Annotated in this window: 15 protein-coding genes and 2 pseudogenes; 6 read left to right on the forward strand and 11 right to left on the reverse strand. The window is 63.5% G+C overall.

What is annotated here, in order from left to right:
• Positions 1–227 precede the first annotated feature (227 nt).
• From O3669_RS10010 to O3669_RS10020, 3 genes are all read right to left on the reverse strand, one after another.
• Positions 228–2,141: a carbohydrate-binding domain-containing protein gene (locus O3669_RS10010; RefSeq protein WP_371524614.1), complete on the reverse strand. Its 1,914-nt coding sequence runs from the start codon at positions 2,139–2,141 to the stop codon at positions 228–230.
• Positions 2,142–2,237: 96 nt separating this feature from the next.
• Positions 2,238–3,059: a polyphosphate polymerase domain-containing protein gene (locus O3669_RS10015; protein WP_371524616.1), complete on the reverse strand. Its 822-nt coding sequence runs from the start codon at positions 3,057–3,059 to the stop codon at positions 2,238–2,240.
• Between the two features lie 79 nt (positions 3,060–3,138).
• Positions 3,139–3,681, reverse strand: a complete 543-nt coding sequence (locus O3669_RS10020; protein WP_009647729.1) for a DUF4956 domain-containing protein — start codon at positions 3,679–3,681, stop codon at positions 3,139–3,141.
• A 149-nt stretch (positions 3,682–3,830) separates the two neighbouring features.
• On the opposite strand from O3669_RS10020, the gene O3669_RS10025 reads away from it, so the two are divergent.
• The 3 genes from O3669_RS10025 (at position 3,831) to O3669_RS10035 (ending at position 8,220) form a co-directional block, all read left to right on the forward strand.
• Positions 3,831–5,435 (forward strand): MFS transporter, encoded by a 1,605-nt coding sequence (locus tag O3669_RS10025; protein WP_371524618.1) that lies wholly within the window; start codon positions 3,831–3,833, stop codon positions 5,433–5,435.
• An 874-nt stretch (positions 5,436–6,309) separates the two neighbouring features.
• The gene (locus O3669_RS10030; protein ID WP_371524620.1) at positions 6,310–7,218 is read left to right on the forward strand and encodes an SDR family oxidoreductase; all 909 of its coding nucleotides are present in this window, start codon (positions 6,310–6,312) and stop codon (positions 7,216–7,218) included.
• Positions 7,219–7,464: 246 nt separating this feature from the next.
• Positions 7,465–8,220, forward strand: coding sequence for a hypothetical protein (locus O3669_RS10035; protein WP_371524622.1), 756 nt, complete (start codon positions 7,465–7,467; stop codon positions 8,218–8,220).
• A gap of 364 nt (positions 8,221–8,584) precedes the next feature.
• Here the strand turns inward: O3669_RS10035 and O3669_RS10040 are convergent.
• Positions 8,585–8,839: pseudogene (locus O3669_RS10040) on the reverse strand (methionine adenosyltransferase domain-containing protein); the annotation flags it as partial.
• Positions 8,840–8,946: 107 nt separating this feature from the next.
• On the opposite strand from O3669_RS10040, the gene O3669_RS10045 reads away from it, so the two are divergent.
• The gene (locus O3669_RS10045) at positions 8,947–9,759 is read left to right on the forward strand and encodes a hypothetical protein (RefSeq protein WP_371524624.1); all 813 of its coding nucleotides are present in this window, start codon (positions 8,947–8,949) and stop codon (positions 9,757–9,759) included.
• A gap of 1,684 nt (positions 9,760–11,443) precedes the next feature.
• Here O3669_RS10045 and O3669_RS10050 read toward each other — a convergent pair.
• From O3669_RS10050 to O3669_RS10075, 6 genes are all read right to left on the reverse strand, one after another.
• Positions 11,444–12,007 carry an RpiB/LacA/LacB family sugar-phosphate isomerase gene (locus O3669_RS10050; protein ID WP_371524626.1) on the reverse strand — a complete coding sequence of 188 codons (564 nt, stop codon included), beginning with the start codon at positions 12,005–12,007 and terminating at the stop codon, positions 11,444–11,446.
• Positions 11,994–13,040 carry an ABC transporter permease gene (locus O3669_RS10055; RefSeq protein ID WP_371524628.1) on the reverse strand — a complete coding sequence of 349 codons (1,047 nt, stop codon included), beginning with the start codon at positions 13,038–13,040 and terminating at the stop codon, positions 11,994–11,996. The genes O3669_RS10050 and O3669_RS10055 overlap by 14 nt, the downstream gene beginning before the upstream one ends.
• Positions 13,041–13,049: 9 nt before the next feature.
• Positions 13,050–14,051 carry an ABC transporter permease gene (locus O3669_RS10060; protein ID WP_295921147.1) on the reverse strand — a complete coding sequence of 334 codons (1,002 nt, stop codon included), beginning with the start codon at positions 14,049–14,051 and terminating at the stop codon, positions 13,050–13,052.
• Positions 14,051–15,577, reverse strand: a complete 1,527-nt coding sequence (locus tag O3669_RS10065; RefSeq protein WP_371524630.1) for a sugar ABC transporter ATP-binding protein — start codon at positions 15,575–15,577, stop codon at positions 14,051–14,053. The genes O3669_RS10060 and O3669_RS10065 overlap by 1 nt, the downstream gene beginning before the upstream one ends.
• Before the next feature lie 181 nt (positions 15,578–15,758).
• Positions 15,759–16,805: an autoinducer 2 ABC transporter substrate-binding protein gene (locus O3669_RS10070; protein WP_371524632.1), complete on the reverse strand. Its 1,047-nt coding sequence runs from the start codon at positions 16,803–16,805 to the stop codon at positions 15,759–15,761.
• A gap of 547 nt (positions 16,806–17,352) precedes the next feature.
• Positions 17,353–18,132, reverse strand: coding sequence for a hypothetical protein (locus O3669_RS10075; protein WP_371524636.1), 780 nt, complete (start codon positions 18,130–18,132; stop codon positions 17,353–17,355).
• 267 nt (positions 18,133–18,399) lie between these two features.
• Here O3669_RS10075 and O3669_RS10080 point away from each other — a divergent pair.
• Both O3669_RS10080 and O3669_RS10085 read left to right on the forward strand, forming a co-directional pair.
• Positions 18,400–18,582, forward strand: a pseudogene (locus tag O3669_RS10080) (hypothetical protein); the annotation flags it as partial.
• A gap of 59 nt (positions 18,583–18,641) precedes the next feature.
• Complete coding sequence (locus tag O3669_RS10085) at positions 18,642–18,800, forward strand: hypothetical protein (RefSeq protein ID WP_371524638.1); 159 nt, start codon at positions 18,642–18,644, stop codon at positions 18,798–18,800.
• Between the two features lie 203 nt (positions 18,801–19,003).
• On the opposite strand, the gene O3669_RS10090 is transcribed toward O3669_RS10085, so the two are convergent.
• Positions 19,004–19,858, reverse strand: coding sequence for a DUF4062 domain-containing protein (locus O3669_RS10090; RefSeq protein WP_371524634.1), 855 nt, complete (start codon positions 19,856–19,858; stop codon positions 19,004–19,006).
• Positions 19,859–20,062: the final 204 nt, after the last annotated feature.

Consider the following 20,062-nt stretch of genomic DNA (forward strand, 5'->3'; position numbering starts at 1 on the left):
CCCTACAGGAAGCCGCATAACGGCTACCATTAAAAGCGTCCAAGTTTCGGGGCGCAGTTCAGACGAACACGCGGGGCACAGTTGTTGGAGGGTGTTAGTGTCCACTGACTGGTGTCGTTCCTGCGATTGTCAGGTCCGGCCGTCAGGCCGGTGCCTCACCGGCTGCCAGCTCCGACCGCCCGTCGAGTCTGGCCGCCGTTCGCAGGAACAGCCGACCGCAGGAGCGGTCAGTTCTGGGGAGCGGTCGGGGCCTGGCCATCAGCCGGGGGCTGGCCGCCCTGACCCGAACCGCCCATCGGGGGCTGGCCACCCTGTCCCATGCCGCCGGCCGGGGGCTGTCCGCCCATCCCCATGCCGCCCTGGCCAGCGGTCGCCTCTGTGGCGGTGCCGTCAACGCTCACCGTGTAGGTGGAGCCGTTGGTCATACCGGAGGTCGAGTAGATGACGTTTCCGAAGGCCTTGGGCGAGGTGTAGGTGCCCAGGACGGAACCGGAGGAGTCCGTGATCGTCACGGTGGATCCGGCGGAGCCGGTCGCAGAGGCGGAGACCCAGCCCTGGCCGTCGGTCGTGGTCGGCGTCTCCACCATCTCGCTCGTCGCGAAGGCGATGACCGTGCCACCCGTGATGCTCATGGCGCCGTTGGAATCCAGGGCGCCGTTGGCGCCGGAGGCCGGGCCGTAGACGGTCGTCGTGCCGCCGCTGATGGTCAGCGAGCCGTTGGAGTCGAGGCCGTCGCCGTTTGCATTGACGGTCACGGTGCCGCCGGTGATGGTGAGTTGTTCGCCGGTGTCCTCCATCGAGCCGCCGCCGTCAGCCATGCCACCGGGGCCCATCTGCTGGGTGGTTGTCGTGGTCGTGGTCGTATCGGAGCTGGACTCGGCGGTCGCCGCCAGGCCGGCCTCGACGGTGATTGAGCCCGAGGCGTTGATGCCGTCGTCGCTCGACGTCAGGTCGACCGTGCCGTCGGAGATCGTGATGAGGCCACCCTCGAGGGCCTCGTTCGACTGAGTGACGGTCACGCTCGCGCCGTCCAGGACGGCCGCGACCTCGGTGTGTACGCCATCGTCGCCGGAGGCGGCGGTGATCATGCCGGAGCTCAGGCGCAGCGCGCCGTCCGAGTGGATGGCGTCATCCCCGGCGTCGATGGTGGTCACTCCGCCGTCGACGATGATGTAGGTCTGCGCCTTGATGCCCTTGGCCGAGCCCGTGGAGGGCTTGCCGGCCGACGCGCCGCCGCCCGAGGTGATCGACAGGGTGCCTCCGGTGACGATCGCGTCGGTGTACGCGTCGATGCCGTCGCCGCCCGAGGTCAGGGTGACGGTTCCGTCCACAATGGACACGTAGCCCTTGGTGTCGTCGTTGTCCTGGTCGGACTTGAGGGCGTCGCCGCCGGCGTTCACGGTGACGGTGCCGCCGGCGACGGTCAGGGAGTCCTTGCCGCGCAGGCCGTCATCCGAGGCGGTCGCGTTGATCGTGCCGCTCAGGACGTACAGGTCGTCCTTGGAGGTGATCGCGTCCGAGGCGCCGGAGGTCACGTTGAGCGTGCCCGACCCGGTGATCGTCAGATCCATGTCGGCGTAGATCGCGGCGTTCGCGTCCTCGGTCCCCGTGTAGGTGCCGTCGGTAATCGTCGAGGTGCCCTCGAGGGACACGACGAGGTCGTCACCGCTGGTCGCCTCGATCGCGGCGCCCGCAGACGAGGTGATGGTCGCGTTGTCGAGAATCAGGACGACCCTATCCTCACTTCCGGCGGCCACGACGACCTTGCCGGTGAAGGAGCCGCTGAGCTTGTAGACGCCGGCCTTGGAGATGGTCAGCACGCCGTCGCTTACGGACACAGCGTCGGACGAGGAGGAGGCGGTCGAGCCGCTCAGCGTCACGTCGACGGCGTCCGAGGCCTTCCAGTCGCTGTCCTCCACGTAGGAGGCCTTCGAGTTCGAGGCCAGGGCGTCAGCCGCGGTGGGCGGTGCGGTCGTGTCGCCGTTGGTTCCGGCAGCCGCGACGGCAGTGGTCACGCTCGTCGCGCCACCACCGGAGGACACAGCGCCCGAGGCGCCGCAGGCTCCCAGCGCCAACGTTCCGACGAGGGCAATCGCGCCGATCGTCCGGGCGGGGGTCATCATCTTCTTCAGGGCTTTCATGTGTATGTCTCTTTCATGCAATTAAGGCTTATGTTTCTTATGCTCAGCGCTTACGTGTCGCGCGGTTTCGACGACTGCGCGCCGGTATGACGTCGCTCAGGCGGCCATCGCGAGGGGCGCCTCGCGCGCGAGCTCTGGGGCCTCCACGTATTCGTGAAAGTAGCGATCCAGCGTGCGGTGCCACTTGTTCGCGGGCAGGTGGTGCATGGCAGCCATCGCGGTCCCGTACTTGGAGATCTTGACGGGTCGCACGCCACCCTCCCACAGGAGGTGGTCCACCACGGATGGGGTCGCACCCGACTTCGTTTCGATGATGACCAGGTCGGGGCGAGCAACCTCGGTGCCGTCCGTGCGCAGCGAGCGCCACAACAGGTTCGTGTCCACCGTCGCGCGTCCCTCGCCACCGGGCAGGAGCAGGGTGTTGCGCTCGTAGGATCCAGCCAGGACCGGCTCGAGAGCGGGCACCAGGTGGCCGTAGCCCGTCTTCTCGACCTTGCCGACCACCCACTCGCGACGCTCACCCGCGAGAGGCGCCCCGGCCTCGTCCCAAGAGATCGGCATGCGCTTCTTAACGGTCACGCCGCGCGGGCCGCGGGTCTTGACCTCCAGGAAGGACGCGCCGGTGGACAGGTAGGTGCGGGCGCGGACCTTGAAGCGGCGGCGGCGCTTGAGCGCGGTCAGCATGTACGAGTCGATGTCGGGCGTGTCGTAGTAGGTGGATGCGTAGCCCTGGGAGACCTGGCCGGCGATCTGGAGGACCTTCGTCTCCGCGGGGAGGCGGCTCAGGATCGCCGAGGCCTGGGTCGCGTCGAGTGCGTACTTGCGATCCACGCGGGTGAGCATCGCGGCGCGCTTATTCAGTTCATCGAGGCCGATTGCGTCGAGGTCGGCGAGGATCGTGTTCAAACTGGCGTTCATGAGTCTGTTCCTTTGCATCAGGGGCGGGCTGTGCGTGCGGGGTCGAGGCCGTGGTGGGCCGGCATATCCGGCTGGCGGGTCAGGCGACCTTCGAGCGAACGTCCACGAGAGTCAGGTCGTTCACGAGGTCGAGCTTGACGACGTTGACCGAGGCGACGGACGCGCCGAGGCGCTGCTCGAGGGCCGCCTTCAGCTCGGCGGGGTCCGCGATCGCGCGGTCCAGCTGGACGGTCTGCGAGGTGTAGCGGCCGAAAATCAGCTTCGAGTCACCGAAGGCCAGGGCCACGAGGATCAGGGCGATGAGGCCTCCCAGGAGCGGGGTCACCGCCGAGGACATGCCCGTCAGCAGGCCGAGAGCCAGCGAGGCGAAGTAGTAGGCGATTTCCGTCTGCGAGATCTGGTCGGAACGCAGTCGGATAATCGAGAGAACACCAAAGAGGCCGAGGCCCAGGCCCGCGCTCACGGTCGAGTTCGCAAGGATGATCGTGACGGCGAGGACGCCGACATTCACACCGAGGAAGGCTGCGACCAGGTCCGCGCGGCGGTGCCGAGGGAAGTACAGGCCGAACACGAGGGCGGCCATAGCAACCAGGTCAATGGCGATGAGAATCAGGGCGGTCATGAGGGTTCCTTTCGTCGTTGAACCCATTTCCTCACCCGACCCTATGAAGAACCTATGAACGCTTCATTTGTGCCTTATGACTTTCCTGGGATAATCCTGAATGCCGAACACTCGGGCGCAACGGCGCTCACTGTCGCACAATGGAACCCATGAGCACCCGACCTGGGGCGATCGGCGCCCCCACCGACCAAGAATTGCGCGTACTCACGGAGGAGACCCCGGCCTCGGGCCCGGCGCGCTCCGTGAAGCTCCTGGCCGCCATCGCGACTTTCGGCTCCCTGCTGTTCGGCTACGACACGGGCGTCATCGCGGGCGCACTGCCGTACATGTACATGCCGAGCGTGGCCGGCGGACTCGGGATCAACGAGTTCGAGGAGGGCCTGGTCGGCGGCGTCCTCGCCATCGGCGCCGCGATCGGGGCGATCGGTGCCGGGCGCCTGTCGGACCGCAACGGGCGACGGCACAACATCCTGCTGCTCGCGCTCGTCTTCGTCGTCGGCACGCTCGGGTGCACTGTCGCGCCGAACATCTGGGTTCTGTACCTGTTCCGTTTCGTTCTCGGCCTGGCGGTCGGGGGCGCCTCGGCGACCGTGCCGATCTACCTGTCGGAGTCCGCGCCGACCCGCATGCGCGGCGCCCTGGTGGCGCTCGACCAGTTCATGATCGTGTTCGGCCAGCTTCTCGCCTACTCGATGAACGCGGCGCTCTCCCACGCGCACGGCGGGCCGCGCGTCCTCGTGAGCGCCGACCCGTCGGGCACGCTCACGCCCGGGCAGTGGTACTCGTGGGACGAGGCCTCGCGCGTCGTGACCGCCGTCGTCACGGACGGCGACGGGTCCGCGTGGCGGTGGATGCTCGTCCTGGCCACGATCCCCGCGGTCGCGCTGTGGATCGGGATGCGCCTCATGCCCGAGTCGGGGCGCTGGTACGCGTCCAAGGCTCGTTATTACGAGGCCGTGGGTGCCCTCAAGCGGATCCGCGACCCCCAGCGCGACGACGTCGCCGCCGAGATCAGCGAGATCGTCGCGCTGCACGCCGCAGAAGCCAGCCAGGGTCATTGGACGCTGCGGCGCACCGCGTCGGTCGCATGGACCCGGAGGCTCCTGTTCATCGGCATCGGCCTGGCGTGTTTCGACCAGCTGACAGGCATCAACACCGCCATGTATTACCTGCCCAAGATCCTGGCGGCCGCCGGCTTCAGTTCCGCCGACTCCATCACCCTCAACGTCATTACGGGTGCCGTCGCGTGCATCGGCGCGGGATTTGGCCTGTACCTGGTGTCGCGCCTGGCGCGCCGCCACGTGGGCATCTACCAGGAAACGGGCGTCACCCTGTCCCTGTTCGCCCTCGCCCTCATCTTCGGACTCGGCATCGGCCCCTACACGCTGGCCGACGGGAGCATTTCGCCCGACATTCCTTCTTACTTGCCGTGGCTGGTCCTCGTCCTCGTGTCCCTCTTCGTGTTCGCCAAGCAGTCCGGCACCGTCAACTGGGTGCTCGTCTCCGAGATCTTCCCCGCCCGCATCCGCGGCGTCGCCCAGGGTTTCGCCGTGGGCTGCGGCTGGATGATGAACGCGGTCGTCACATGGCTGTTCCCCATCATGATCGGCCATCTGGGCGCCACGTGGACCTACCTGACCTTCGGCGTCATCAATGTCGTCGCTCTGTGCTTCTACCTGTTCATCGTGCCCGAGACGCGGGGAATCTCCCTGGAGCAGTTCGAGCACGACTTCTCGAGGCGCTACGGGGTGTAGCCGCTTCCCTGCTGCGCGCGAGGCCCCGCGTCCCTACGGACGCGGGGCCTGCTCTTCCTGCCGCCTGCCCGCGAGATCGCCGCACACCCGCATGGTTCCCCACAAATGTCGCACGTAATTCCCCAACACGTCTTTCAAACTTTGAAATCAGGTCGTTGCAATTCCAACGTTTTCAGGGCATATCGAAAACTGACCAAGATAAATTACGTGCGACTTTTCGGGGAGGAGCGGTTGCCCCGGCCGACGCGGGGCCTGCCCGCTCTTCCTGCCGCCTGCCCGCTCTTCCTGCCGCCTGCCCGCTCTTCCTGCCGCCTGCCCGCGAGATCGCCGCACACCCGCATGGTTCCCCACAAATGTCGCACGTAATTCCCCGAACAATCCTTCAAACTTTGAAATCGGGTCGTTGCAATTCCAACGTTTTCTCGGCACATCAAAAACTGACCAAGATAAATTACGTGCGAGTTTTCGGGGAGGAACGGTTGCCCCCGGCCGACGCGGGGCCAGCCCCGGTAAACCACGCACCCGCAGCCCAACGCGCCCGCACACCTACCGCCTCCCACACTCACCCGCATGGTTCCCCAAAAATGTCGCACGTAATTCCCCGAACCATCCTTCAAACTTTGAAATCGGGTCGTTGCAATTCCAACGTTTTCAGGGCATATCAAAAACTGACCAAGGGAAATTACGTGCGACTTTTGGAGGAGAGTACGTGCCAGCGAACGCGGTGCGACCGGGCTGTCTCTCCGCATCCAGGGGCCGCCCCGCATCCAGGGGCCGCCCGAACCCGGCGCCCGCCCCTCCGACAATCCCGGCTCGCGGCTCAAACCGCGTGTGGCGTGCGCATAGACAACACTGGCAGCGGCATACTAGTCGCATGACGAAGACCCCCACTCCCCGAGCCCACACGAACGAGCCGGCCCAGGCCTCGTTCCTTCCGCCCCTGGCGATCACCGGCGCGTCCGGGAACGTCGGCGGCGTGGCTGCCCGGCTCCTCTCCGAGCGCGGCCTGCCGCTGCGCCTACTCGCGAACACGCCGTCGCGCGCGCCCAAGCTGCCCGGCGCGCACGCCGTCCAGTGCTCGTACGAGGACACCCCGGCCTCGCGCGAGGCGCTCAGCGGTGTCGACATTCTCTTCATGGTGTCCGCGCCCGAGAGCGAGGACCGCCTGGACAAGCACCTCGCGTTCGTCGACGCGGCGGCCACCTCCGGGGTGCGCCACATCGTGTACTTGTCGTTCATGAACGCGGCGCCGGACGCGACGTTCACGCTGGCGCGCACGCACTTCCACACGGAGGAGCGCATCAAGGCATCGGGTATGACGTACACGTTTTTGCGCGATAGCTTCTACGCAGACTTTTTCGTGGCGCTGCCGGACGAGGAGGGCCGCATCCTTGGGCCTGCGGGCGACGGGCGCGTCAGCGTGGTCGCGCGCGAGGACGCGGGGCGCGTGGCCGCGGGGATCCTAGCCGATCCGGGGCGCTACGAGAATCAGACCCTCGACGTGACGGGTCCCGAGGCCCTCACCCTCGACGAGATCGCCGCAATCCTCACCCGCGTGCAGGGACGCCCCGTCACCTACGTGCGCGAAACCGTCGAGGAGGCGTACGACTCGCGCAAGAAGTGGCCGGCCACCCAGTGGGAGTACGACTCGTGGGTGTCGACCTACACGTCGATCGCCCGCGGCGAGATGGACGTCGTGTCCACGACCGTGCGCGACGTGACGGGCCGCGACCCGCTCACCTTCGAGGAGGTCGCCCGGGCGGCGCTCGCGTCGGGCCGCTGACTGCTGCGGTTGTGGCTGGCTGTGCCCCGGCCTCGTCGTGACGCGCCGTTCGTTTCGACGAGGCCGGGGCCGGTTCATGCGCTCATGCTTGCTGCCTCCGTCACACTCCTGGTAGCGTCGGATCATAAACACCGAGCCTTTCTGCACCCTTCGGAAGCAGCCCGCCGGTGCACAGGTGGGGTGGTGAGCGTGGCTCGCCCTTCCTCATTTTTGGCGAGAAAACCTCACGACAGTTCTCCCCGGGGCGTGGACTTGGCTGCGCGAGACTTGTGGAAGCTCACTGCGATCGTCATTGTCGTTAACGCCGTCTTGGCGGTGGGCACCTACTGGGTTTTCTCGTTCATTCGCATCGGCCCACTACAGCTGCTCTTCATCTGGTTCCCCCTGTATCTGTGCGCGACACTTCCCCACCTCATCGAACAGAGGGTGCGCCCATTCTGGTCATCACGTCCCCATTTCGAGGACGGCTCCATCGTCATTCCGGGCAACCACCAGTCCATCGCGCTCGTCACGACCGGATTCCTGCTCTACGCTTTCGCGGGCGGGACGATGGCCGCGGGTTTCACGACCGGACAGCCCTTCCATGCCGCGATATATGTGTTCGCCGCTGCGTCCATGGCCTTCCTCGAGTGCACACGTAACCCCGGCAAGGACCTCGTCATCGCCCTGACCGACAAGCAAAAGACAACTCTGACCCCCGAGGGAATCTCCTTCCACTTCCCGGAGCTACTGTCCGTCGAGGAAAACTCAAACAACCGGGATGTCACCATCCTGTGGAAGGATAACGTCACCATCGATGACATCATCCATCCAACGATATTTCTCAAAGCAGACCCCGACACATACGACGGACCATGGGGCATCTCGTCCGAGCGCATCGGCATCCCCTACACCGGCCTCGACGCCCTCATGCGACACTTCAACGAGCACCCCGAGGACCGTCCACTCCTGGCCGCGCCACAGGGTGTCAACCTCGTCAACGACATCCTCGCTGCAGCCTGAGCAACGCCAGACCTTCAGCCCGGTCCTCATGATCCGTGAATCCACGGCGAGGCCGAGGGAGTAGAGGTTCCCGGCGAGGGCGTGGCACACCCGCATGGTTCCCCACAAATGTCGCACGTAATTCCCCAAACCGTCCTTCAAACTTTGAAATTAGGTCGTTGCAATTCCAACGTTTTCAGGGCATATCGAAAACTGACCAAGGGAAATTACGTGCGACATTTTAGGGGCGTGCGCGTTTTGCCCGCCACGAGGCCGGGGCTGGCCAGGCGGATACTCTCACGCATAGTCGTGGCCAGGAACCCCCGGCCACCCCCGTCACACCGGTGGGGGCTCCCGGGAACCGCACCCCTCCACTCACGCGAGCGGCCAGCCCGGCGTCAACGATCGTACGAGCGATCAGGCGAGCCATGTAGGCCGCTGACCGGTCGACCTTGGATGGGTCCTTGCCGGAGAACGCGCCCCCACCATGAGACCCGAGCCCGCCGTAGGTGTCGACCATGAGCTTCCGGCCCGTCAGCCCGGTATCGGCTCGCGGCCCGCCCTCAACGAACCGACCCGACGGATTCACAAGAATTTCGGTGTGCTCGTCTATGGGTAGGTAGGTCTGGCAGGCCGGGGCCTGTGCGCACGCGGCGTCCGCCCCTGTTGGTGCCATCTTTGACCATGGGTCGCCTCCCCGCCGTAAAATCGTCATGATATCGGTACTGAAGTCCATGGGAGGTGTGAGTGGTTGAGTCTTTAAAACTATTCGTTCGGACCTACGTGTATTGGGTAGGGTTCATCCTCGGCTTCGCGATAGTGCCCGGTTCTCTGCTCTTCACTGCTGAAGTCGCCCCGGTGAACACTCCATTGTGGCTTGCACCTTTCGCCGGGCTGCTACTTTTTGTCATTGATCGGCCATCAACATGGGAGCCACCGCTCTGGCGAGCATTACTGATCCGAGTATTGGGTGCAGGATTTGCAGCCACCATGCTCATCGCGTTTGATGCAGTTGCTTCCACCCACTATGGATCTCAACACTGGAGTGAGACGCTCCTATCTTTCGGTCTCGGTTGGATTGTCTTCACGGTAGTAGCAGGACACATGCTCATGAGCAGCTCAGCCCGATTTGGCACACCTGCTCACACGATCAGGGACGCGATCCGTACCTACACGACATGGATAGGAATCTGCTTCGGGATTTTCTATATCCCCGCCGCGGGACTCTCCGCAGCTGGCACTCTTTTGATGGTTCTTCCGCTTTATGGAACCTTCCTCGCCGGCCTGGTTCTTTTGATAGTTGACCCGCCACGACGATGGCCGCAACCGCGAGTGAAGGCACTGTGGATACGACTCTTGTCAAGCGGGGCAGCAGCATTACTACTTGTTGTCACGAACTCGTTCTATTACAGTACTCGCACACACGAGATCTTCGTCGGGGACTGGCAGGAAAACCTGGTCTTCTTCGTGGGTGCTTGGGCACTTTATTCCGCAGTGGCTGGGGCCAGGTATCTTACGCCTGGCCCCAGCCACGAAGCAGATGACAAACTCAGTGGATGAATTCAGCTAGAGCTTGACATGCTGCCCTCTTGGTTTCTTCGCTAGGCTCAACGCCCGAGTAGCCGTATGCCCCATTGAAACCGTCTGCGAGAAGGCCAACGTATCTGTCATCCAATGGGCCATCAATTTCTGCAAAGAACTTGTCCTTTGCGGTTCCTCCGTCGCTTGCACCAACACTCTCAGAGATCGCCTTGAATCGCTGCAATAGCGAAACTGGATTGTTGTAGTAGCTCCTCAGCATTCGGGACTGGGCTTAGGCTGGTGTTGTTGACACTTCGTTAAGCGGGTGTGTGTGCCTGCAGAGAGTGAGGTGCCTGTTATGGGAACTCGTCGTCGTTTTACACCGGAGTATCGTCGTGATGTTGCGTGCCTGGTGTTGGATACAGGGTCTTCGATCGCGTCTGTGGCTCGGGATTGAGGGCTGGGTGAATCGGTGGTGGGCCGGTGGGTCAAACTCGAGCGCGAGCGGCGCCAAGCCGCCGCGCAGGGGCGCCCTGATCCACGCGAGATGGAAGCTGAGATCACTGCGCCCAGTCGGCGGGTGCGCCAGCTGGAGAAGGAGAACGAGTTCTTGGGAAAAGCCAGCGCCTTCTTCGCCTCTGGGCACCAAAACACCAGCGCTTTGAACTGATGGACGCGCCCAAGGGCTTCCTGCTCAATCACCTTGATGGCCAAGGTTTTAGGGGTCACACGCGCGGGCTATTACGCGTGGAAAACCGAGCGTCCCACAGGGGTGAGCGTGCGCTGGTGCGGCGGCGTTTGGATGAGGCGGTGGCCTGGGAACACGAGGTGTCGGGTGGCACGTATGGGGCTCCTTGCATCCGCCGTGCTCTGGCGCGCGGGTGTGGATGTGGGTGTGCGTGCGGTCGCCGCGTCGATGCGCCGCCAAGGCCTGACAGGCCTGAATACGCACCCGCGCCCGTCCAGGCGCGGCGGGCGGGATCCGGTGGCCCATGAGGACCACTGCGCCCGCCAGTGGGACCAAGGCGCCCTGGACCGCGTGTGGATCACGGACTTTACCGGCTCCTCGCATTTAAGGGTGTAGGAGGTGTTGGAATCCCCCGGAGTGGAGGAGGCAGCGTAGGCGGTAGTTTCGGTGGTTGATGAATCCTTGGGCGATGCCGCGGAGGTGTTCGAGCAAACCCCAAACCAATCTCTGAGATCGACGACCTTGCAGATGCTGCGATGCGCCTCTTCACAGCCTGGTTCGACGCTCTCGAAAAACAATCACACGAATAAGGACGTGGCCGAGCCCCCAGCCTTGGCATTGCCTGAGTGCTCACCCCGGCCAGGCCCTGCAGGACACGCACCAGCCTCGGCACACCACGCACCCGCAGCCCGACGCGCCCGCACACCTACCGCCTCCCACTCTCACCCGCATGGTTCCCCACAAATGTCGCACGTAATTCCCCGACACGTCTTTCAAACTTTGAAATCGGGTCGTTGCAATTCCAACGTTTTCAGGGCATATCGAAAACTGACCGAGGGAAATTACGTGCGACATTTTAGGGGCGTGCGCGTTTTGCCCGCCACGAGGCCGGAACTCCTCAGGCGGATGCACGCATAGTCGTGGCCCGGGAACCCCCACCCCCGTCACACCGGTGGGGGCTCCCGGGAGCCCCCGGCCTCGTCGTGACGCGCCGTTCATTTCGACGAGGCCGGGGCTGGTTCAGCGCTCACAACCTCAGTACGCCAACCCCTTGGGCTGCTCCGCCAAGACAGCAAACCCCGGGTTGACGACCTCAAAGCCGTTGGCCTTGTAGGCCTTGTAGTCGAAGTTTTCGCATTCGTCGTACCCGATGCGGTGGTACTCGTAGAAGCCGGCCCAGGCCTCGTACCCGGACCCGAGGGAGGACTCGAGGAACGCGTCCGCCATGGCCATCGCGGTGCGCGGGGCGACGTAGAAGGCGCCCATGGCGAGCAGGTTCGCGTTGTTGGCGGCGGCGCAGCGGCGCGCGGCGGGCACGGATTCGCACACGGCGGCGTGCACGTGGGGGCACTTGGAGGCGGCGATGTGGATACCCATGCCGGTGCCGCAGAAGGCCAACGCCCGCTCGAAGGCGCCTTCGGCGATCTGCGCGCCGAGCGCGAAGCCGACGCGGTGGTACATGGGCGCGGTGTCGGCGTCGGGCGTCAGGTCGGTGACGGTCCAGCCGCGTTCTTCGAGGTGGGCTTTGACGGCTTCCTTGAGGGGGAACCCGGCGAAGTCGGCGCCGACGACGACGTGCTTGTCTTTAACTGTCAGCATGCGCGTGTCCTTTCTTGAGTCTGCGCAGGGAGGCGAAGGAGAAGAGGCCCTCGTTCATGCAGATGACAAGCAGCAGCACGCCTCCCCAGATGAGGGGTCGGTAGAAGTTGGAGATGTTGGGGAACATGTTCAGGCCGGAGGAGAGGACCTGGAGCGTGAGGATGGACAGGAGGACGCCGCTCAGGCGCCCGGAGCCGCCGTTGGGGTTGACTCCGCCGAGGACGACGATGAGGACGGTGAGCAGCGTGTAGGAGGCGCCGTAGTCGGCCTTCGCGGAGTTGTAATTCGCGAGCATGACCAGCCCGGCCATCGCCCCCATGACGCCGGAGAACACGTACGTGCGGATCAGCAGGCTCGTGACTTTCAGGCCGGAGAAGCGCGCCGCCGTCTCGTTCGTGCCGAGCATGAGGATGTTTTTCCCGAAGCTCGTGCACGCGACGATGAACCCGGCGAGCGCCGCGCACGCCATGAACACGACGAGGGGCATGGGGACGAGGCCAACCACCTTCGCGGTGAACACGTTGCCGAACGCTGGGGGTATGCCGGAGACGGGTTTGCCTTCGGTGAGGACCAGGGCGACGCCGCCGAAGAGTTCGAGGGTGCCGAGGGTGGCGAGGATCGGCGGGATTTTGAGGATCGCGACGAGTATGCCGTTGATGAGTCCGCAGACGATTCCGACGACGAGTGCGACGCCCAGAGCGATGAGGACGGCCAGGCCGAAGGACGAGGTGGCCGAGGCCCCCGTGAGGGTGGAGCGCAGCGTGAGGGCGGCGCAGATGCCGGTGACGTTCGCGATGGCGACGACGGACAGGTCGATGCCGGCGGTGAACATGGTGAACATGACGCCCAGGCTCATGAGGCCGAATTCGGGGAATTGGACGGCCATCGACTGCCAGGTGCGCACGGCGAAGAAGGGGCCGGGGCGCACGGCGGCGAAGAAGATGAGCAGGAGCAGGAAGACGATGGCCAGGCGCGTCATGTAGCTGTCCTTCTTGAGGAAAGCGAGGCGCGGGGATGCGAGGAGCGTTGACATGTGGTCCTCCTATGCTGCGTTGCGGCGGCCGCGCATGACCTGGAGCGCGGAGACGCCGGTTCCGACGATGATGAGCAGGCCCAGGGCGAAGCCCTGCCAGAACGTCTCGATGCCCATGAGGATCATGGAGTTTTGGACGATGACGATGAGGAGCGTGCCGAGCATGACGCCGGTCAGTGAGCCCTTGCCGCCGGTGATTGCGGTGCCTCCCAGGACGACGGCGGCGATGACCATCATTTCCATGCCGAGCAGGTTGGTCGGGTGCATCTGGCCCATGGAGCAGGTGCGAACCATACCGGCCAGGGCGGCGATGATGCCGACGATGACGTAGAGCCAGAACTTGGTGGCGCGCACTTTGAATCCGACGCGGGCGGCCGCGCTTTCGTCGCCGCCGATGGCGAAGAGGGAGCGTCCGAACATCGTGTAGCGGGTGAGCACGAATGCGAAGGCGACGACCGCGACGAGGATCAGGAAGGACACCGGCATCGAGGATTGCAGCCCGGAACTCTCGTTGCGTGCGACGAACAGGGACGCGGATCCGAAGGAGCGCATGGACTCGGGGATCGTGTTGATCTGCACGGATTTGAGCGCGCCTTGCATGACGCCGTTGAAGACGTTGGCGGTGCCCAGGGTGATGATCAGCGTGGGGACGGTGAGCCTGGAGGTGAAGATGCCGTTGAAGGCACCCAGGATCGCGCCGAGGGCCGCGGCCATCAGGAAGGGGACGATGATCGAGCCGTTCCACCCGTTGTCGACGAGCACCCGCGTGGTCACGTAGACCGCGAGGGAGGCCAGCGCCGGGAAGGACACGTCGATCCCGCCGGAGACCAGGACGAGGTGCGCGGCGACGGCGAAGAGTCCGGGGACCACCATGGCGCCCGCCAGGTCGACCAGGTTGTTCGGGGTGTAGAACTGTCCGGAGCGGGCCTGGATGACGAGGGTGAGCGCGAAGATGACCAGGAAGACCCAGAATTCGTTGGCGCGCAGGACTTTCGTGAGGAGTCGGGGCATTAGTTTTCTCCCCCTTCAATCGACGAGGCCGGGGCGTGGTCCTCGGACAGGAGCCGTGTCAGTTCGGCTTCGGTGAGGTTGTCGGGGCTCATGGGCTCGCTCAGGTGTCCGGCGCGCATGATGGCGATTGTCGAGCAGTTGGTGAGTACTTCGGCGATGTCGTCGGAGATGATGATGACTCCCATGCCTTGGGAGGCGAGTTCGCGCAGGATGGAGTGGATCGTGAACTTGGAGCCGATGTCGACGCCGACGGTGGGGCCGTTGAGGATGAGGACGGAGGGTTTGGTGGCAAGCCACTTGGCCAACACGACCTTTTGCTGGTTGCCGCCCGAGAGGGTGTTGACGGCGTTGGCGGGGTCGGGTGTGACGACGTCGAGGCGTTTCACCCACTTCTTTTCTTCGGCGCGGATGGCTTTCTTGTCGATGAATCCGAGGGCTTTGGTGAAGGATTCCATCTCGGAGATCGTGATGTTTTCGCCGATCGAGCGCGAGAGGAACAGGCCTTCGGTGAGGCGGTCTTCGGGCACGTAGGCGATGCCGGCTTCGATCGCGTCGCGCACGCCGTGCAGGGTCACGTCCTGGCCTGCGACGCGGATGCGACCGGAGTCAAGGGGCAGCATCCCGAAGAGGGACATGGCCAGCTCGGTGCGTCCGGAACCCAGCAGGCCGGTGATGCCGAGGATTTCGCCGGGCCGCACGCTCAGGGAGGCGTCGGCGAAAGCGCCGGCAACGGTTGCGCCTTCGACCTGGAGGACCGGGGCCTCGTCGATGTCTCCGGGCTGGTAGCGTTCCTCCGCGAAGTCGCGCCCCGTCATGTAGCGGGCGAACTTCGCGCGGTCGAGGTCCTCCTTCGGGCAGGTGATGACCTTGTGGCCGGAGCGCAGGACCGTGAAGCGCTGCGCGATCTCGAAGACCTCCTCGAGCTTGTGGGACACGAAGAGGATCGCGATGCCGCGGGATTGCAGGTCGCGGACGATGTCGAAGAGGGCGCTCACTTCCTTCTTGGTGAGGGCGGTCGTCGGCTCGTCCATGATGATGAGCTTCGCGTCGCCCATGAGCGCGCGGCTGATCGCCACCAGCTGCTTGTCGGCCACGGACAGGTTCCCGACCAGCTCGTCCAGGTCCACGTCGAAGCCGATCTTCGCCACGGCCTCGCGCGCTACCTCGCGCATGCGGGAACGGTTGACCAGGCGGCGGCCGGCGGCCACTTCGCTGCCCAGCGCGATGTTCTCCATGACCGACAGGTTCGGGAAGATCGAGAAATCCTGGTAGATGACGCGCACGCCTGCGTCGATGGCGGCGGCCGGCGTCAGGCGCGTAAAGTCGCGGCCCCCGATCGAGACCGTCCCGTGTTCGGGGGTGTGCACGCCCGAAATGACCTTGATGAGCGTGGACTTGCCCGACCCGTTTTCTCCGGCCAGGCAGTGGATTTCTCCGGGCGCGATCTCCAGGTCGATGTCGACCAGGGCTCGCACGCCCGCAAACGATTTGCTGACGTGTCGTACCGCCAGCACTGGGGTGTCCATGTGGTGTCCTTTCCGACGCATGCCACCGCCCGGGGCCACCCCTCGCGCGGGTGCCGTCCGCTCATGGAGGTTGGTTCGTGCGCGAGCGTCACTGCGCGCGCGGGGATGGCCCGGCCACGGCCTCGTCATTGGAGTGCGGAACGAGGCCGTGGCACCCAGGTGGTCGTCGCCTGAGAGCGGGTCAGAAGCCGAGGGAGTCGACGTTGTCCTTCGTGATCTTGAGCCAGCCGGTGCCCTCGAGGACCTTGGTCGAGCCGGACGAGAAGTGCATGTTCTCGTAGCCTTCGACGCCCAGGTTCACGCCGTCCTCGATGGTCTCACCGTTGAGGATCTTCGTGGCCAGGGAGGCCATCGCGTAGCCGGCGTTCGCGGGATCCCACAGGGTCAGGGTGGAGACGGAGCCGTCCTTGAGGATCTGGGCGTTCGCGGCGGGCATGCCGGTGCCGGCGGTGAAGACCTTGCCCTTCAGGCCGAGCTCGTCGATCGCGCGTGCCGTGCCGGGCGCGTCGAAGGAGGAGGTGCCCAGGATGCCCTTGACTTCGGGGTACTTCTTGAGGACTTCCTTGGCGGTCTGGTAGGCGGTTTCACCGTTGTCCTGGGACTCGACGCGCGGCTGGGCCTCGAGCAGCGTCATGTTCGGGTACTTTTCCTTCTGGTGGGCCACCGCGCCGTCCGCCCACTCGTTGTGGGAGGCGTTGGTGACGTGGCCGACCATCGTCGTGTAGACGCCTTCTTCACCCATGGCCTCGGCGAGGTTGTCCATGATGAACGCGCCGTATTCCGTGTTGTTGAAGGCTTCGATGTCGTACATCGTGTTTTCCTGCGAGGCACCCTCGTGGGTGACGACGACGATGCCGGCGTCCATGGCCTGCTTGAGGACGGGCTCAATGGCGCCGGGGTCGACGGGGACGACGCAGATGGCGTCAACGCCCTGGGCGATGAGGTCCTGGATGACCTGGGCCTGCATGGTGGCGTCGGTTTCGGCCGGGCCCTTTTGGAAGACGTTCATGCCCGTGTCGGAGGCGTACTTGTTGACGCCGGTTTCCATGCGGACGAACCACGGGTTGGTGGCGTCCTTGGGGACGACGGCGATCGTGTAGTTGCCGTCTCCGGCGGCCTTGCCGCCCGGGGTCGTGGTCGTGCTGCCACCGTCCATCGTGCAGGCGCCGAGTGCGAGGGCGCTTGCCGACAGGGTGACGAGTGCTGTTGCTGCGAGCCTGGACTTCATCGTGACTCCTCTGGGTGTGGTCAACGTCGGTGTTGAGGTTGCGGCGCGGCGGCGATGCGGAGAAGCGGTGGTGGTGCGGCTGGCCGGGTTGCGGTGTCACTCCCCCGCTGCGCTTCGGGGCTGCTCGTCTGCGACGATGCTTCGGAGCGTTGCTGGCCTTGCGGCCTGGCGGTTGGTGCGTTGCTGCTGCGTTGGGTACTGCTGTGTGCCGGGTAGTCCCCGTCGTTGGGGCACGTCGGCGCGCCCACCATCCTAAGGCATTTTGAGTGGTGGCGTTCACTTTTGGGGAGTGTGACGGACGAGGCCGGGGCCGGGTTGTGGGGTGTGTGTGGGCTGGTTTTGGGCGGATTTGTCAGACCAGTTCGGTGCGTGGCGCACACGAACCCCCATCTTCCACCTCGAACCCTTACCAACCCGCATACACGTGTCCCGAACCAAGAACATCCGTTCCACAACACGTCGCATACGTGCACGTCTGTGCGACAACGGGGCAGCGTCTAACCCGGTACAACGCGAGATAAGACGCTGCCCCTCACCTGAGTAACGTTCAGTACCGCTGACAACGCGGACGAACGCCCTTGTTGATCTTCTTTGCCAATTCAATCAGCTCTTTGGGATTTCCTCGGCGCCATCCGTGAGCAACCGCCCACTCAGCCATCTTCTTTGGAGGAAGAATGATCCCCGCGTCATGTAGACGAAGCAGCGGCTGAACCACTTGACTCTTCTCATATCCAGTAGAAATTGTGTTATTCCGGTTAATTGACACCGTTATCCTCTCCAGCCCAGCAATAACCTCAGGCACAAGCGGCGGCTCAGGCTCAATAACGGACCAATCAACAGAGTCATCCTCACCATCGTCGCCCATGGATCCAATAACTTCAGCACCTACCTCCGCGGCCCACGTATCCAACGGGTCCGACCATCGGACAACTGCCAAAGCCGTCACTCCCTCCGCTCCGGCTGGGTAGGCAAGCTCATCAACAAGGGGATACATGGCCAGAACAGGACCTTTAACTCGGTGAATATACTTCCCGACAGCGATATTCAGGCCATTACCCTTATACCGGGAAAGCTCACGAAGAAAGTCGTTGGCTTCAAGAGTCCCCTGAGCCTTCACCCAAAGGGTCAGTTCCTCATCGGCTCCCTTATGACCAAGAGCCCACTGCAGCGCAGCTTCAGCTCCCTCATCAGTAAAGTCCGCAATAGCGCAGGGATAATCGATCGTTGTCGCAAACATCGTGGTAGTTACCTCCAATTTGCCGTCATCATGTTGTGTCTTCAATCGGCGCGGACAGGATTCAGGTCCTTGAAACTTGAGGAGAGCCACCGTCTTCGACAACTCATCCCCATAGCCCTAGCCGACATACAACACGTTAAGGAGGGGCATGCTCATCTGCATCCGTCAGCTGCAGAAGCGGACTCGACCGGGGCAAACAAATTGCGTCCACCCTTTGACGCCACGCCGGACGGGTTCCAGGGTATCCAGGGGCAGCGCACGCTGCTGCCCTCAGATTGGAAAGAGTCGGTGTTTGGCCGGATCATGAAGAACGTGGACACATCCCCGTACTGGGATGACTGGTCCGCGGACATTGCAATGGTCGCGGATCGCTACATCCATTCGTTCGCCCACCTGCTGGAGGACGCGGAACGCCAGGATCCGTTCCAGGAGTTCGTCGGGACGCTGCACCAGACCTTGAATCCGTTGGCGGATAACGAGTCTGCGGTGGAAATGCTTGCCCAGCACATTCTCGCCAAACAGCTGTTTGACGCGATGCTTCCGGATCATTCGTTCTCACAGCAGAACCCGCTGAGTCGAGCGATGAACACAATCCTGGCATGCTGGCCACCCACTCGATGCTCGAGAACGAGCGCCTCGATCTGGACGCCTTCTACCAGGCGATGGTGGAACGTATCGAGGCCGTGCACACCCTGACAGGCAAGCAAGAGACTATACGCTCTACGACCGCTTCTTCTCGCAGGCCTTCCCGTGTATAGCGAGCGTTTAGACATCATCTTCACTCCCGTCCAGGTCGTTGACTTCATCATCCGCAGTGCCAACGACACGATGCATACCGCGTTCAACCAGAGTCTGGGGGATCCGGGCGTAGCCATAATCGAAACTTCCATGCCACAACGGATACAAACACACGCGAACCTCGTTTTACCCGCTTGATTGGCTCACCAGTAGTGGGATGCTGTCACTGAACGTTGAAGGTCTTCGAGCGCTTTTCACCGCGCTCAAGCCAGCTGATCGTTAAAGTCCGGCCCGACGTGCCCATTACGTAGACGACCGGGATTCTCCAAACGCTGCCAGCCTCTAGGGTGATGGGTTCGTCATTGGCCATGATGCGCATGACACCGGACGACGCCTGCCCTTCAAATGTCACGGATTCGGCAGACTCATCGCCGATATTGGTAACTTCAAACCAATGTTGCGTTTGGTATCTGATCTTGCCGCGCTTGTCAATTTCCTTTTCACGCCGCTCGCTCTTTGAGTCGACGCGGAAGCGGACACCAATCGGCTTGTGCCGCACCGCAGTCACAGAGAGATCGATCTTGGCGAGATCATGTTCGAGGGCGCTCCAGATTTGATTCTCCAGTTGGCGAATGTCATCGAATTCTCCGAGCAATCCCCGCTCCCTGATTTCATTCTTGAAATTGCGGAGACCCTCGAGTTGCGCAGTATCGACGTCATGAGGAAGTGGGGCTCTTGAAAAATACAGGTGTACCGGTTTCCCGCTACTGACAGCGCGCTCGATCTCTTCAACTGTGCCCGACACTGCATCTGGTGTTGGTGAGCCGAGTCGGCTACCGAATAGCGCGACCACGATATCAGCTCCGTCGACACCCTGTGCATTGATAATCTCCTGGGGGTGACCTCCGAGCAGCGGCACAGAGTTGGTCTCCCACCGCCACGGCAGTAAGACTACATTTCGAGTCGTCGCGTGGAGTCGATTCCATGAGTGAAGAGCATCTTCGACTGCATCTCGGGCATCGGGTACGTCGGATGGGGAGGCGATGAGAACGCGCAGAACAGTTGCCGAAAAGCTCATGGCTCTATTCTATGTGCGCAACCGTCCCGGTGACTCGAGGAGCGTCCTTTGGCTACTAGGAGCTGGTCGCGATTGTCTGTTCACCGCCGTCACAGAAATGGAAGGTCACTGTGCCACTGGTGCTGCAGGGGCCTTTGTCGAACAGAAAGACATACAGGTATGAGCTGAAAACCAGCTAGTCGACGTCGAGTTTACCGGCTCTTC

It is taken from the genome of Pauljensenia sp. 20925_1_34, from assembly GCF_041432775.1.
In the GTDB taxonomy this organism is placed as follows: domain Bacteria; phylum Actinomycetota; class Actinomycetes; order Actinomycetales; family Actinomycetaceae; genus Pauljensenia.

Coding starts and splice junctions, on each gene's coding strand:
- O3669_RS10010 (WP_371524614.1), bottom strand. CDS start 2,141: ATGAAAGCCCTGAAGAAGATGATGACCCCCGCCCGGACGATCGGCGCG.
- O3669_RS10015 (WP_371524616.1), bottom strand. CDS start 3,059: ATGAACGCCAGTTTGAACACGATCCTCGCCGACCTCGACGCAATCGGC.
- O3669_RS10020 (WP_009647729.1), bottom strand. CDS start 3,681: ATGACCGCCCTGATTCTCATCGCCATTGACCTGGTTGCTATGGCCGCC.
- O3669_RS10025 (WP_371524618.1), top strand. CDS start 3,831: ATGAGCACCCGACCTGGGGCGATCGGCGCCCCCACCGACCAAGAATTG.
- O3669_RS10030 (WP_371524620.1), top strand. CDS start 6,310: ATGACGAAGACCCCCACTCCCCGAGCCCACACGAACGAGCCGGCCCAG.
- O3669_RS10050 (WP_371524626.1), bottom strand. CDS start 12,007: ATGCTGACAGTTAAAGACAAGCACGTCGTCGTCGGCGCCGACTTCGCC.
- O3669_RS10055 (WP_371524628.1), bottom strand. CDS start 13,040: ATGTCAACGCTCCTCGCATCCCCGCGCCTCGCTTTCCTCAAGAAGGAC.
- O3669_RS10060 (WP_295921147.1), bottom strand. CDS start 14,051: ATGCCCCGACTCCTCACGAAAGTCCTGCGCGCCAACGAATTCTGGGTC.
- O3669_RS10065 (WP_371524630.1), bottom strand. CDS start 15,577: ATGGACACCCCAGTGCTGGCGGTACGACACGTCAGCAAATCGTTTGCG.
- O3669_RS10070 (WP_371524632.1), bottom strand. CDS start 16,805: ATGAAGTCCAGGCTCGCAGCAACAGCACTCGTCACCCTGTCGGCAAGC.
- O3669_RS10085 (WP_371524638.1), top strand. CDS start 18,642: ATGCTGGCCACCCACTCGATGCTCGAGAACGAGCGCCTCGATCTGGAC.
- O3669_RS10090 (WP_371524634.1), bottom strand. CDS start 19,858: ATGAGCTTTTCGGCAACTGTTCTGCGCGTTCTCATCGCCTCCCCATCC.